The following is a 13,400-nucleotide window of genomic DNA, read 5'->3' as shown; positions in this document are numbered from 1 at the left end:
CGTGATCTGCTACCCGAGACGTATGCGGGACGGAGGTATGAAGTTCCCCCGTGGGTGCCTCAGCTTGGGAACGGCGAGCTCGTCGGTCCCGGCCCTCGTGGCCCGCTCGCGCGTGCGGTAGCCGGTTGCGGTGGTTGGCGTGTTCCTCGTCGACCTGCCCGTACTCCTCGTTGCGGAGAGCGTCGGCTCCGCGGACATGAGCGCGTCGGCGAACGCCTTGACCATCGAGCGCAGCAGGTCCGGACTCGCCGAGGCGGGATCGTTCTCGGCAAGGTCGCGCAGGGGCGGACTGCCGGGTGCGGTCATCGTGCTGATCTCCTTCGAAGACTCGGTCGGCTTGAAAGATCAGCCGGCGGCCGTTCAGCTATGCAGGCACCATCACGATGTCGGAGCAAACCCCCGGATCAGATCGAACCCATACGCCACTTCCGTGGACGCAGCCTCACGGGTCTGGAGCCCGATCAGCGGAAAACCGACGAGGCGCGTCCATGGACTCACGGAGAAATACACCACGGATTACGTGGCGAATGCCTCTGCACGGCACCCCGGCTTTGCATATTGAGGAGCCACGCCATGAACCGCCGGTCCGTCCACGTTCGGTCGAGAGTGGACGGACCTTGTGAACAGCCTTACGGGAGAGTGCCCATGGACTCCGACAATCAGCATGGAAAGCGCCTGCCGGGCGACGTGACCTACAAGGGCCTGCATGAGGGTGGGTCCCGGCCGGTGCGTCCAGGGTTGACGCTGATCGCCTCCTCATTGTGCATCTTCGTCGTGCAACTCGACTTTCTGGCAATGAACCTGGCACTGCCGCGGATGGCCTCGGACCTGGGTACGAGCGTCACGGATCTCCAGTGGGTGATCAGCGGCTACATGCTGGCCCTGGCCGCCGCGTTGATCCCGGGAGGCAGACTCGGGGACATCCTGGGCCGCAGGCGGATGCTGGGCATCGGTCTCGTCATCTTTTCCCTGTGCTCACTCGGCGCGGGCCTCGCCTCCACTTCCGGCGCCGTGATCGTGATGCGGATCGCCCAGGGTGCGGGGGCAGGAGTCCTGTTCCCCCTTGCCATCGCCGTGATCACCGACGCCTATCCACCAGAACGGACGATGCGAGCCATCGGGAACGCCTATGGGATCGGCGCCCTGGCGCTGGCACTCGGTCCCGTCTTCGGTGGTGGAGTGACGGAGCTGCTGAGCTGGCGGGTGGTGTTCTTCGTCAACGTCCCGATCGGTGCGGTTGCCATCGTCATGGTCCTCGCCGGGGTGCGCGAGTCACGCGACACCACTGTGCCCCGCTCGGTCGACCTGCCGGGTCTGGCGACGGTGACCCTTGGCATCGCCGCCGTAACGCTCACGGTGGACCGCCTACGGACCTGGCCCGCCGGGTTGACCGCAGGTGTCGCGACTGCCGGAGGGCTGCTGCTGATCGGATTCGTCATGAGAGAGCGGGTGGCGCGTTGGCCGCTGGTCGCACTCGACCTGTTCCGCAACAGGCCCTTCCTGATCATCACGCTGATGGCGACTGTTGCCAACGTCGCCCTGATCGTGTCCACGTACGGCGTCACGGTCTACCTCCAACAGGTGACCGGACGTACACCTCTCGACGCCGGCGGAGTCTTCCTCGCCGTCTCCGTCGCCGCGGGGGTGGCCGCACCGCTCTCGGGGCCGATCGGCGAACGCTTCGACGTCCCGCGGACGATGAGCGTCATGACTCTGGTCGGGTCGGCGGGCCTGTTCCTGGTCTCGCTGGGCGGCAGCCTGTGGTCCTACGTTCCCGGTCTCGCCCTGATCGGATTCGGGTACGGCATGGGGTGGACGATGGGGAGCAGCGGGACCCAGTCCGTCGTCCCCCCCTCGCGCGTCGGGCAGGCATCCGGTGTGGAACTCGCCATCGTGATCGGCATCGCGGGCATCTGCGTCGCCTCAGCGGCTACCTTGATCGAGATTCGCGCCGCCACGACCGGTCTCGCGAGGGCGATCGAAGAGGTCCTGCGGTGGATCGCGGTCGGCAGCGCCGTGGCCGCGGTCGCCCTGGGCGTTGTCGCCACCCGTGTGACGCCCCCGACGCAGGCTCCAGGGGCGCCTCGGTGACATCCACCGCCTGCACACCGTGCAAACCGGGTGCTGTCACGTTGTCTGCCGTGTGATCACCGGCGGTGTGTCGGGGCGTGGTGGGCTCGGGTTTCGGCCCTCGGCCAGGCCACGGTGGACAGACCGATGCTGCCGGTGCGGGCCTTGTGCTGGTTGCGGCTGCCGGGCGGACGTCCGGGGCCGGGCTTGCCCGGTTTCGGTGAGGCTGCGGGATGGGTCGGAGGCTGTCGCACGACTTGCTCCCGGTGAAGTCAAGAGCGCCCTCTTGGCGTGCGACTCATGAGCTTGTTGAGCGAGGCTAGAAGTCGTGCACTCTGGAAATGTCGGTCGGTTCGACTCTGAGCCCACCCCTGAAAGGATCATCCATTGCCGCGATGACGAAAATCATCAAAGCCAGTGTCGTACTCACCATGAGCGAGATAAGGATATGCATCCCGACCGAATTCACGGGAAGCAGGAAGATTGACCCGAGGGTTGAGATCGCCCCGACGAAAACAATCATCCACAGCACGGAAGGGATGGTTCTGTTCACCTCGTCCAGTCGCGCGAGTCGCGCATCCAGAAAGTCTCCGTAAGCCGACAGCATCTCCTGCTTGACAGCAATTTCCGCGTTTGTGGTGGGCTCAAATCCGTAAAGCGCATTGAGGAACTCGGAAACCTCCTGACTGCAAAGGGGGGTCGGGTCGACACCTCGCTCCTGAGCTGGCCACTCCTTTTTCAGTACACAGGAGATGTATGAACGGGTGGAACTTTCCATACGCTCCCTGAATGGCTCCGGGAATGCCTCGACGAGACTGAGGGAATGGGCGATTTCGTTAGCCTCGGCCTGTACTGACGAGGAGGCTGTCGAATAGTCTTCATAGCTCGCAACAATGATCAAGGCAATGAGAAGTCCGTAGAACACGATGACGGCATTACTGAAGACCTGGCAGATATCCCCCCACTTCGGCTCCCTGCTAATGGATTCCATCAGGCACTTTCGCGCCACCAGCGTCCCCAGCAGCGCGAATGAACCGAAAGCCAGGATGGAGACGACGGCCGAAAGCCAGAGAGGTAGATCATAGAAAGTGTTGATCATTTTTTTCCTCGGATGGGAATGAGGGAGCCCGCTCGAATATGATTCCCTAGCCTCGATCTTTCGTGACGGTCCGTCGGCTTCTAGGCGGGCCGTTTCGGCTGTTCGAGTTGGTGATGGCCGGACTGATGGCCCGGCTGTCGCGTCGGGTTCCACGGCTCCGGTCGGGGTGATGCTGCTGGTTGGGCGGAAATGTGCTGGTCAGCCGGGGGTCGAGAGAACTTTGAGCCGGGCCAGGGCATCGGTGATCACGTCGGTTCAGGGCTGGTGACGTGCAAATCCCAAGCCACTCCATCTCCGGCGGAGCCGCGACGATCGCCGCTGCCGAGGCGCCGGCCCTCGTGAGCGCCGTCGTCGAACTGGCGCCGTTCACCCGCAAGGTGGAGTACTCGCTGAGCGGCCTGGGCGTGTCCCGCTACCCCGTCGCCGCGGTGACGGGTGAGCCGGGCCCGAGGGGCTCGCCCGGCATCACCTCGTGGCCGGTGACGCGTGTCTTGTCGCCGGCCACGACCAGGCCGGCGGGTTCGACCGTGCCCGTCTGCGGCACGCCGAGTTTCTTCTGCCGGCGCTTGACAGCCGCTGCGGTCTTGTCGGTGTACTCCTCGTCGGCAGTGAAGCCGGTGTATCCGAGGGCGGCCAGTGCACGTTCCATCTCAGGGCCTTTCGTGCCGGGGCGCAGTGCGCGGTAGAGCGGGGCGCCGCCGTAGACGATAGGGACGGGCCGCCCGTCGGCCTTGAAGGCGTTCTGGCCCTGCGCGACGGTGGCGCCGGGTTTCGGCATCCAGGTCACGGTGCCCGATACGCCGCTCAGCAGGGGCTGTTTGTCGCCGTAGCCGAGGCTGCCGGTGACGGTGCCCTGGCGGGCGAGGTCGGAGCGGGTCACGGTGGCGGTCACCGGTGGCAGGCCGCTGCCCTTGTCGGTTTTCCCGCCGTCGTCGCCGGCGCCGTACGCCACCACCCCGACGGTCCCCGGCACGACCGCGACAGCAACCGCGACGAGGGCGACGACGGTGCGGGGGCGGCGGACGCGTGGCGGCCCCTGCGGCGTGCCGTCGGGAGATGTGTCCGGCGGGTTGTGCGCGGGTGTCTGTGCTGGGTCCGCAGGAACGGGGAGGCGGTCGGTGCGGTCCGGCCGGTCGTCGGTGGTGCCCGGTGTGTGTCATGCCGTCGCCGCCCGTCACCGCTGGGAGGCGGGGTTGACGTCCTTGCACTTCTCCGCAGCGGCCCGGAGCTCGTCCATGCTCTTCGTGGCGTTCTGGTCGACCGGCATGCCCCCTGTCTCCGGGTCGGGGTCCGGGGCGTCGTAGCCGTTGGCGCGCAGGCACTTGACGTACTCGCGCATCTGGGCGAGCTGCTTCGCGTCGGGCTTGGTGTCCTGCGTGTCCTGCGCGGTGGGTGCGAACTCCTTGCACGCCGCGAGCGCGGCCTCCGCCTCTTCGGGGGCCCGCCGTGCCCGGCCGACCTCGCCGCGCTCACTCGTCACACCGCTGAGTTGCACCGACCGCAGGCGGACGCGGCAGGCATCGGCCTTCGGTTGGAGATCCGGCCGGCAATCGCCTCGGGCAACGCCGTAATGGTGGAGCGCATCATCCACAACCTGCTGGAGAACGCGGTCCGTTACAACGGGCCGCACGGTTGGGTCCGCCTCACCACCGGCACCGCCCCGGACGGCGGCGCCGCTCTCACGGTCGAGAACACCGGCCCCGTGGTCGCGGACCAAGACGTCGACGCGCTCTTCCAGCCCTTCCGGCGCCTGGCAGCGGAGCGCACCGACTCCGAGCGGGGCTCGGGCCTCGGACTGGCAATCGTCCGGGCCATCGCGCACTCCCACGGCGGCGAGGTCACGGCTCATCCGCGCAAGCCGACAAGTCGTCACTTCCCGTGCTCACCAGGCGAACCGCCCGCCTCGGAACCTCAAAGACCCTGGATCACACCTGAAGGATCAAGGTCGGGGGAGCGTGTGGTTAGATTGCGACAGCGCGGCCACCTGAAGCCGTCGCGCGGGGGGGTAGGGGGCAAAGACCTTCAACGGGGAAGGTCGCATTCGTTTCTTGTTCAATTGCCTGGGTTCCATTACGGGCGCGTGTGGAGGTACCGGAAGTCGTCCGGACCTGATCCCGTTCGTGATGCGCCGAGATTCCTCATGAATCGATCGGGGCGGAGCTCTGTCACCCGCAGTGCAGACAGCATGGTCGGCGGAATCTCTTGCGGATTCTGCGGGCGACAGGCGGGTGCGACTCGGCGAGGAGTGCCTCCTGGTGCGCCGCGGCAGCAATGCCGTGCGGTGACTCATCCGGCATGAAATGCGGGACACAGCGTAGGAGTGGAATGTCTGAGATTACCAGCGTGTTCGCACGCGAAATCGTCGACAGCCGTGGCAATCCCACTGTCGAGGTAGACGTTCGCCTGGCCGACGGCTCCCTGGGCAGGGCCGCGGTGCCCTCCGGTGCCTCGACTGGTACCCGGGAAGCGGTCGAACTCCGCGACTCCGACCCCGCCCGTTTCCGCGGCAAGGGCGTCACACGCGCGGTTGCCGCAGTGAACGGAGAAATCGCGCAGGCGGTGCAGGGACTTCCGGCCGAAGCGCAGTCCACCGTCGACCGGCTGATGGTCGAAATCGACGGCACGGAGAACAAGGGCCGGCTCGGCGCCAACGCGACGCTGGGCGTGTCGCTCGCGGTCGCCAAGGCCGCGGCCGCGTCGCACGAACTGCCCCTGTACCGCTACGTCGGCGGCACTTTCGCGCATGTTCTCCCGACTCCGATGATCAATATCATCAACGGCGGCGCCCACGCCGACAATGCGCTTGATTTCCAGGAATTCATGATCGCGCCGGTGGGCGCGGCCTCGCTGGCCGAGGCCGTCCGCACCGGCTCGGAGGTCTTCCACACCCTGCGGGACCTCCTCCGCGCCGCCGGACACAACACCAACGTCGGCGACGAGGGCGGTTTCGCGCCTGATCTGGCCACGGCGGACGAGGCGCTCGAGTTCATCGTCAACGCCATCGAGAAGAGCGGTTTCCGGCCCGGCCGCGACGTGGCGCTGCTGCTGGACCCCGCCTCCTCCGAGTTCTACCGTGACGGGGCCTACCACTACGCGGGCGAGAACCGCGTCCGGTCGGTCACCGAGCACGCCGACTACCTCGCCGACCTGACGTCCCGATTCCCGATCGTGTCGATCGAGGACGGCATGGCCCAGGACGACTTCGAGGGCTGGAAGTACCTCACCGGCGCCATCGGCTCCACCTGCCAGCTGGTCGGCGACGACGTCTTCTGCACCAACGTCCGCCTGCTGCAGGACGGCATCGACCGGGGCATTGCGAACTCGATCCTGGTCAAGGTGAACCAGATCGGCACCTTGACCGAAATGCTGGACACCGCGAACACGGCCTTCCGCGCCGGCTACGCCGTGGTGATGTCGCACCGCTCGGGCGAGACCGAGGACACGACCATCGCCGATCTCTCGGTAGCCCTCAACTGCGGCCAGATCAAAACGGGTTCGCTGTCGCGGGCCGACCGGACGGCCAAGTACAACCAGCTGATCCGGATCGAGGAGGAGCTGGGATCCGAGTCGGTCTACGGCGGAGCGAAGTTCTTCAGCGGCATCAGCTGAACGGGGGAGCCACGGCCGCGGTCGTCGTGCACGGAAAGAAATGTAGAGAATGAGCATCCTCGTACTCCACAAATCCAACGCCAGCCGTCGCGGTCACCTGGCGAAAGCCGCAGAGTACGCGAAGAAGAACGGGGACCGGCTTCTTCTCGTCGTGAAGGACCCGACCTGGGAGAAGGAGTTCGCCGACGTCGTGGTGTCGGTGGACACCACGGACATCGAGGCCACGGTCGCCGCGGTGCGCACACTCTCGGCGGCCGAGCCGGAACCCATCCGGGCCGTCGCGGCGTTCGTCGGGCACAGCGTGCCCGCGGCCGCCGCGGTCGCCGCCGACCTGGGACTTCCCTTCGTCGGCGAACAGGTGGCGCGCACGGTGCGCGACAAGTACGCCATGCGCGAGGTCTTCGCCTCGGGGAACGTGCCGCAGCCGGTCTACGGACCGGCCCGGACCCTCGACGAGGCCGTGACGCAGGCCGCCCGTATCGGCTTCCCGCTGGTGCTGAAGCCGCTCATCGACAACGACAGCGGCTACTTCCGGCGGGTGGACGACGTCGCCGAACTCACCGGGCATTTCCCGGTGGTGCAGCGCGGCGCCTGGTCCGGGATCGCGCACAACCTGCTCTATTCCTGGACGGCACGAACGGCTCCAACCCCGGCCACAGACTGCCCGGTGAGGAACACCAAGAAGATGCAGGGGCCCGCCACCGGCAGCCTTCGGCGACTGGGCTGTTCGGCGGCACCCGGGTCGGCTGACCGTGCCGTCGGCGCCCCGCCCGCAGCTCTGCTGGCACCCTGTCAGTATGTCCGACCCGGCCGCCGCGATGCCCCGGGCCGAGCTGACCCCCCGAGACGTCACGGTCATGGTGGTCGGCATCGTCCTGGGCATCGGCATCTTCAGGACGCCCTCGCTCGTCGCCCAGTACTCCGCCGACGAGACCGTCTTCATGTCCCTGTGGCTGCTGGGCGGCCTCTTCACCCTGGCCGGAGCGCTCTGCTACGCCGAACTGGGTAGTGCGCACCCGGACGCGGGCGGCGAGTACGCCTTCCTCCACGCGGCCTACGGGCCCCGCCTCGCACTGTTGTTCGCCTGGGCGCGGTGCACGGTCATCCAGCCGGGCGCCATCGCCGCCGCGGCCTTCGTCACGGGCGACTACGCGAACGTGCTCCTGCCGCTGGGCCGGTACGGTCCCGGCGTCTACGCCCTCGCCTCGATCCTCCTGTTCACCCTGGTCAACCGGGTGGGAACGAGGCCGGGGAAGACCACCCAGAACGTCATCGGGGTGGCCGTCGTCCTAGCCGTCCTCGCCATCGTCGTCTCCGCGTTCCTCACCACCGGCCCGACGCCCCGTCAGGGCACCCCGCAGGACACGACCTGGGCCGGGATCGGCCTGGCCATGATGTTCATCCTCCTGACCTACGGGGGCTGGAACGAGGCCGCCTACCTCTCGGGCGAACTGCACGACGCCCGCCGCACCATGGCCCGGGCCCTGATCGCCGGCGTCCTGATCGTCATCGCGGTGTCCCTCGCGATCAACTTCGCCTATCTGCGCGTGCTGGGACTGGACGGCATCCGCGACTCCGACGTGGTGGGGGCCACGATGATGCGCGCCGTCGCCGGCAGCACCGGCGAGGTCGTGATGAGCGTCGTCGTTGTGTTGTCCGCCCTCACCACGGTCAACGGACTGATCATCACCGGCTCGCGCTCCTACTACGTCCTCGGTCGCGACCTCGGGGCGCTGAAGTCCGTCGGCCGGTGGCGGGAGCGCGGCTCGACCCCCGCCAACGCGCTCGTCCTCCAGGCTGCCGTCTGCGCGGCCCTGGTCGTCTTCGGATCCGCCACCCGGGCGGGCTTCCGGTCGATGGTCTCGTACACCGCGCCGGTGTTCTGGTTCTTCATGCTGCTGGTGGCGCTGTCGCTGTACGTCTTCCACCATCGGGGGACCGGTGGTAGACACCCCTACCGGACGCCGCTGCACCCTGTGACTCCGGCGTTCTTCGCCCTCGCCTGCCTCGGGGTGCTCTGGTCCAGCCTCCTCTACGCCGGCTGGGGCTCGGTCCTGGGCGTGGCGGTCCTCCTAGTCGGCACCCCCCTGCTCCTCGTCCGGACCGCCGGCTCAGTCTCTGGCTGATCTCCCCAGGCCGCTCGGCTCTTGACGGCGTCCGCTCGTCGGCACCCGCCGGGCCGACCAGTGTCATGTGCCTTACCACCCAACGGGTGTGTCATGAGAAGTTGCCGAGAAGACCTCATTGTGCCAGCGCGGCCCGCAAGCGCAGATCAGCCCGCGGGAAGATCCCGCCGACCTCCACCAGCAGGTTCTCCAACTGATCGGAGAACTCCTCGGCCCGCTCCCGGTCCGTGACCTCCGGCAAGATGTCCAGTAACTCCGCCTTCATGAACGGTAGTTACCCGCACGCAGTGATCGTGGAACTACAGCGAAGCCGCTGATCTCCAACTGAAGGGACAGACCTCCGAGCTCGCTACGGCGTGACGATGGCGAAGTTGAAATCCGGGGGGTCGAGCAGAGCGAGAAGCGTGGTGAGGACGGCACGGTCCCCGTCGACGGTGGCTCCGTCGGGGATGGCGTGAGTGGTAGCCATCTGCCACAGTTCGGTCGCGGTCAAGGTGAGCGTCACAGCAGCTGTACTGTTCGAGGAGAACTCGTCGGGGGAGAGTTGATGGTGAGTGAGCGCCCCGTTGGCAAGAGTCAAGCGCCAGGTGCCTTGGCGGTCACGCACCATTACATCCACGGTGAGGTCGTGCTGCCAGGAGCGAGGGCCATCGATCCGGACTGAGAGGATATCCAGGAGTTGCTCGGTGGTGAGCGCAGGAGCGAACTTGACAGCCCGCCGAACCACTGGAGGTTGTCGGCCCTCGCGTAGTTCTTTGGCGCCAGTGAGGAAAATGTTTCTCCATGGGCCGCTCTCGGCCCCGTATCCAAGTTTCTCGTAGACTCCTGAGAGTACCTCTCTGGCGTCCACATTGTCTGGATCTGCGAAAACCGCGTGGTTCAGCAATGTGGCGGCGAAACGCAGATCGCCCTTTTCGGAATAGTCCTGGGCGCGTGCGATAATAGCGCGGAGACCCCCGTAGTCTTCCACGTAGCGTCGCGCCGTCTCCGTGGGTGGATGCTCCCACAAGTGGGCCGGATTTCCGTCGTACCAACCCATGTAGCGCTGGTAGATTGCTTTCACGTTGTGGCTGAGAGTGCCGTAGTAGCCGCGCAGCCGACTCTTTTCGAGTTCGGGTGGCAATTGCAAGACCTCGGCGATCTCGATTCCGGTCAAACCTTTGTTCATCAGCCGCACAGTCTGGTCATGCATGAACGCGTACAAATCGCGTTCCCGTGACAGAAACTCGGTGATGTTTGCGGCTCCCCAGGTGGGCCAGAGGTGCGAAGCGAAGAGCACGTCTGCGGAAGGGGCGAAGCGCGTCAAGGCTTCGCCGAGGCTGCGGGACCAGGCGTGGGCGTCACGAACGAGGGCACCCCGCGGAGTGAGCACGTTGTGCATGGTGCGGGTGGCGTTTTCGGCCATGCATAGGGCGCGGTAACCGGGGAGCAGGAAGTGCATCTCTGCTGGCGCCTCGGTATCTGGGGCCAACTGGAAGATGAAAGGAACACCGTCAATGGTTTCCTGTTGCCCTGTGTGTGTGACGTCCAGGCTAGGCAGCACCAAGCTCGCGGAACCCTCGGACAGAGTGGTGCCGATACCGCTGCTGACCAACCCTCTGGGGGACCTTTCCAGACAATTTCCGAACATGTAATCGGAGCGACGAGCCATAGCGGGACCGACATGCACGTTCTCGCTGACTGCATGCTCGGTGAATTTCGCAGGGGCCAATACCGGCACATCACCGCGTCCATCTGGAAGGATACCGAACGCGCCACCGTAGTGGTCGGAATGGCTGTGTGTATAAATCATACCCGTTACAGGGCGGTCGCCGCGGTGTTCCCGGTACAGTCTGATCCCGGCAGCGGCTGTTTCCACGCTCAGCAAGGGGTCGACTACGATTACACCTTCAGTTCCTTCGATGAATGTCAAATTCGAAATATCAAGGTTCCGCACCTGATACACGCGATCAGTAACCTGAAACAAGCCGGCCTTTGCACAAAGCTTTCCCTGGCGCCAGAGATGGGGATTCACAGTGTCCGGGCACTCGCCATTCTCCAAGAAAGAGAATGAACCAGCGTCCCAGGCCGTATGGCCTTCAGTTGTCATAATCGATGCCGAGGGAGGCGGAGCGATGAATCCGCGTTCCGCGTCACTAAAATCCTGCGTGTCTTCGATGCCTGCGGTCATGAGGGGAATAATACGCCGAAATGAGGAAGTCGAGTTCCTGTTGAAGTGGGAACTCGAAAACTTCACCCAGGTAGAGGAAGAGCGGCGCTGCTGCTCAATTCAGAGCACCTCGCGAACACGACGGCCGCACCACCAGGCCTCTCCGGACGTACTCGAGGACCTCCGAAGGGCGGGAGCCGCCAAGGCCGAGGGCGCGCCTCCTCTGTCACAGGCGCAAGTCGACGGGATCGTCGCCATCCTGCGCCAGCGCAGGCTCTCAGGCCAGTGCACGTCATGGACGCGGAGCGCCACACCGGACGGCTGGGGGCCGTGGGAGCGGTACTCGGCACCCGGCCGGCACGGGGTGCGGTCACGCTCCTCTCGCGTTCACGCTCGCCCAGTGCTGCAGCGTGAGGCCTCTTGCCTGGTCCTCCCTGATCACGACCGAGACGAACCCCAATGGGGATGGCATCGGCGATGCTGGTGATCACCCTCGGCTTCGGGACCGGCGTCATCGCCCGGACCAGGCCGCAGTCCATGGAGTGGACCACGGCAACCGGAGATCGCCTCGGCGCTACTCACCTCCGCCCAGCACCTCGGCGTCGCCCCCGCCTCGCGATCCTGGCGAGCGTCGCCGCTGCAGTCAACGACGAAACTGCTTCACGCAGAGACTTCCCCTACTCGCTGTGATCGGGGAAATCGAGTCGCTCTTCCCCAAAGCCGTGCCACCCTCGAGTGAAGTCAAAGTGGGTCTTCGAAGTTAAGCGGTGCGGAGGTATCCGCGGGCTCGTCGTGTCGTGACGCAGCGTGTCCGTAGACGCTGACTGTCAGCGTTGCGGAACCCGAACGCGTTGCGGGCGACGAGCTTGATCACGCGGTTGATGCCCTCGCTCTTGGCGTTGCTGTGACCGGTGTCGATGGACGCGGCGATTTCGAGCCACCAGCGGTCGACGGTGGCGGCGAGGGTGCGAACTTCGGGGATGCCTGAGTCCGCGCACCAGGTCAGGAACTTCCATCGGGCATGGCCTACTTGCTCGCGGTCGGCTCCGGTGCGGGCCAGGGCAAGGATGGTGCGCAGGCTCTCCTTGGCGATCCACGCGGTCAGCAAGATCTGTCCGATCTTCCCTTCGTCGAGCGAGGGGTTCCACATCTTCGCGAACTGCTCGTCGGTGACGACCGGTCAAACCCGTCTTCCGCCGCCTGGCGTGACGTGACGTCAGCGATGCCTCCACCGGACGGCCTCAGCCGTCCGGTCCACCACCCACGCGGTCGCCGGTACCACCGCCAGCGCGGTGCACCAGCCGCCGATCACGTCGGTCGGGTAGTGCGCGCCCAGGGCGACCTGCGCCCAGCCCATGGAAGCCCCCGCGATCAGCGCCGCGGCGAGTGCGAGCGAGATACCGGCCGTCCTGCCGAGGCCGATCCGGCCGACCGCGAGCAGCGCCACCACAAGGGCGAGCGCGGTGACGAAGGCGGTGTGCCCACTCGGGTAGGACAGGTGCCCGTCGTGGATGGTGCGTCCCACCAGGGGCTTGAGCAGCGTCGCCGTCCCCACGGTCACGCCGGTGCCGGCGACGACGAGCACCGCAGCGCGAGGACGGCGAAGCAGCAGGCAGCCCGCCACGGCGGCGACAACCAGAATCGCCGCTCCCACGGGCTCCCCCAGGAAGTCCACGCCCAGGGCGACGTGGCGCGACCGCGTCCCCACACCGTCCACCATCGCCCCGACCCGTGTATCCGCCATGGCGGATTCGCTGTCGTCGGCGTACAGCACTCCGAGCACGACGACCACCAGCGCGGCGAGGACCGCGGTCACCCCGAGCCACCCGCGCAGCGACGGGGGCAGCACCATCGGCCTCACATCCGATCGGCCCGCGGTGCGTTCACGTGACCGGTACACGGGTTTTCGGATCTCGACTCCTCAGCAGAGCAGGGCTGCAGTTCACACCGACCGGCGGGCAGCGTGGGACCAGCGGCTTCCTGCCGCCCCTGTTCCGGGCCCCCTTGAAGGCTGTCCGGCCGGGACAACGCTACCCGCCGCACACCGCGCCCCGAGGTCCGGCGGGGGAAGTAGACAGGACGGTCGGGAGGCCGTCGGTCCACCCGGGAACGTCGACGCCGCGGCCACCGTCCCAACGCTGTGACGCGAGGCGTCCCCGCGGCCCGGGAGGGCCGGGAGGGCCGGGAGGGCCGGGAGGGCCGGGAGGCGGAGGGCCGGGAGGCGGAGGGCCGGGAGGCGGAGGACCGGGAGGCGGAGGACCGTCCTCATACTGGGCGTATTCGGGCGATTCGACAACGCGGCGTGGGGGCACCTCCGGCGAAGCCAGGGGGAGTGCCGTAGCTGGGG

At 66.6% G+C, this 13,400-nt stretch carries 12 protein-coding genes; 4 read left to right on the top strand and 8 right to left on the bottom strand.

The annotated features are described in order from the left end of the window. Positions 1 to 9 precede the first annotated feature (9 nt). Positions 10 to 306, bottom strand: a complete 297-nt coding sequence (locus tag V1460_RS11485) for a transposase (protein ID WP_338673642.1) — start codon at positions 304 to 306, stop codon at positions 10 to 12. Between the two features lie 339 nt (positions 307 to 645). Between V1460_RS11485 and V1460_RS11480 the strand changes: the two genes are divergently transcribed. Next, positions 646 to 2,091 (top strand): MFS transporter, encoded by a 1,446-nt coding sequence (locus V1460_RS11480; protein WP_338673641.1) that lies wholly within the window; start codon positions 646 to 648, stop codon positions 2,089 to 2,091. A 298-nt stretch (positions 2,092 to 2,389) separates the two neighbouring features. Here the strand turns inward: V1460_RS11480 and V1460_RS11475 are convergent, their stop codons facing one another. The 3 genes from V1460_RS11475 to V1460_RS36285 all read right to left on the bottom strand — a co-directional run bounded on the left by V1460_RS11475 (position 2,390) and on the right by V1460_RS36285 (position 4,649). Further along, the gene (locus V1460_RS11475; protein WP_338673640.1) at positions 2,390 to 3,169 is read right to left on the bottom strand and encodes a DUF4239 domain-containing protein; all 780 of its coding nucleotides are present in this window, start codon (positions 3,167 to 3,169) and stop codon (positions 2,390 to 2,392) included. 412 nt (positions 3,170 to 3,581) lie between these two features. Next, on the bottom strand, positions 3,582 to 4,142 hold the full coding sequence (locus V1460_RS11465; RefSeq protein WP_338673639.1) for a peptidoglycan-binding domain-containing protein: 561 nt from the start codon (positions 4,140 to 4,142) through the stop codon (positions 3,582 to 3,584). Positions 4,143 to 4,343: 201 nt separating this feature from the next. Continuing rightward, on the bottom strand, positions 4,344 to 4,649 hold the full coding sequence (locus tag V1460_RS36285; RefSeq protein WP_407077435.1) for a hypothetical protein: 306 nt from the start codon (positions 4,647 to 4,649) through the stop codon (positions 4,344 to 4,346). A 90-nt stretch (positions 4,650 to 4,739) separates the two neighbouring features. Between V1460_RS36285 and V1460_RS36280 the strand changes: the two genes are divergently transcribed. From V1460_RS36280 to V1460_RS11445, 3 genes are all read left to right on the top strand, one after another. After that, the gene (locus V1460_RS36280) at positions 4,740 to 5,468 is read left to right on the top strand and encodes a sensor histidine kinase (RefSeq protein WP_407077609.1); all 729 of its coding nucleotides are present in this window, start codon (positions 4,740 to 4,742) and stop codon (positions 5,466 to 5,468) included. Positions 5,469 to 5,494: 26 nt separating this feature from the next. After that, the gene (gene eno / locus V1460_RS11455) at positions 5,495 to 6,778 is read left to right on the top strand and encodes a phosphopyruvate hydratase (protein ID WP_338673637.1); all 1,284 of its coding nucleotides are present in this window, start codon (positions 5,495 to 5,497) and stop codon (positions 6,776 to 6,778) included. 797 nt (positions 6,779 to 7,575) lie between these two features. Next, complete coding sequence (locus V1460_RS11445; protein ID WP_407077434.1) at positions 7,576 to 8,904, top strand: APC family permease; 1,329 nt, start codon at positions 7,576 to 7,578, stop codon at positions 8,902 to 8,904. Between the two features lie 115 nt (positions 8,905 to 9,019). Here V1460_RS11445 and V1460_RS11440 read toward each other — a convergent pair whose 3' ends face one another. The 4 genes from V1460_RS11440 to V1460_RS11425 all read right to left on the bottom strand — a co-directional run bounded on the left by V1460_RS11440 (position 9,020) and on the right by V1460_RS11425 (position 12,905). Next, entirely contained in the window at positions 9,020 to 9,169 is a 150-nt protein-coding gene (locus V1460_RS11440) for a hypothetical protein (RefSeq protein ID WP_338673635.1), read from the bottom strand. Positions 9,170 to 9,253: 84 nt separating this feature from the next. Then, positions 9,254 to 11,074, bottom strand: a complete 1,821-nt coding sequence (locus V1460_RS11435) for an alkyl sulfatase dimerization domain-containing protein (RefSeq protein ID WP_338673634.1) — start codon at positions 11,072 to 11,074, stop codon at positions 9,254 to 9,256. Positions 11,075 to 11,813: 739 nt separating this feature from the next. Then, a complete protein-coding gene (locus V1460_RS11430; RefSeq protein ID WP_338673633.1) occupies positions 11,814 to 12,203 on the bottom strand; it encodes a transposase in 390 nt (129 codons plus the stop codon). Positions 12,204 to 12,269: 66 nt separating this feature from the next. Continuing rightward, complete coding sequence (locus V1460_RS11425; RefSeq protein WP_338673632.1) at positions 12,270 to 12,905, bottom strand: phosphatase PAP2 family protein; 636 nt, start codon at positions 12,903 to 12,905, stop codon at positions 12,270 to 12,272. Positions 12,906 to 13,400 lie beyond the last annotated feature (495 nt).

The sequence above is a fragment of the Streptomyces sp. SCSIO 30461 genome (genome assembly GCF_037023745.1).
In the GTDB taxonomy this organism is placed as follows: domain Bacteria; phylum Actinomycetota; class Actinomycetes; order Streptomycetales; family Streptomycetaceae; genus Streptomyces.
This window is presented reverse-complemented; position numbering and strand designations above follow the sequence as displayed.

Excerpts from the sequence above, each read along its gene's own strand:
- V1460_RS11485 (WP_338673642.1), bottom strand. The coding sequence starts at position 306 with ATGACCGCACCCGGCAGTCCGCCCCTGCGCGACCTTGCCGAGAACGAT.
- V1460_RS11480 (WP_338673641.1), top strand. The coding sequence starts at position 646 with ATGGACTCCGACAATCAGCATGGAAAGCGCCTGCCGGGCGACGTGACC.
- V1460_RS11475 (WP_338673640.1), bottom strand. The coding sequence starts at position 3,169 with ATGATCAACACTTTCTATGATCTACCTCTCTGGCTTTCGGCCGTCGTC.
- V1460_RS36280 (WP_407077609.1), top strand. The coding sequence starts at position 4,740 with ATGGTGGAGCGCATCATCCACAACCTGCTGGAGAACGCGGTCCGTTAC.
- eno (WP_338673637.1), top strand. The coding sequence starts at position 5,495 with ATGTCTGAGATTACCAGCGTGTTCGCACGCGAAATCGTCGACAGCCGT.
- V1460_RS11445 (WP_407077434.1), top strand. The coding sequence starts at position 7,576 with ATGTCCGACCCGGCCGCCGCGATGCCCCGGGCCGAGCTGACCCCCCGA.
- V1460_RS11440 (WP_338673635.1), bottom strand. The coding sequence starts at position 9,169 with ATGAAGGCGGAGTTACTGGACATCTTGCCGGAGGTCACGGACCGGGAG.
- V1460_RS11435 (WP_338673634.1), bottom strand. The coding sequence starts at position 11,074 with ATGACCGCAGGCATCGAAGACACGCAGGATTTTAGTGACGCGGAACGC.
- V1460_RS11430 (WP_338673633.1), bottom strand. The coding sequence starts at position 12,203 with ATGTGGAACCCCTCGCTCGACGAAGGGAAGATCGGACAGATCTTGCTG.
- V1460_RS11425 (WP_338673632.1), bottom strand. The coding sequence starts at position 12,905 with ATGGTGCTGCCCCCGTCGCTGCGCGGGTGGCTCGGGGTGACCGCGGTC.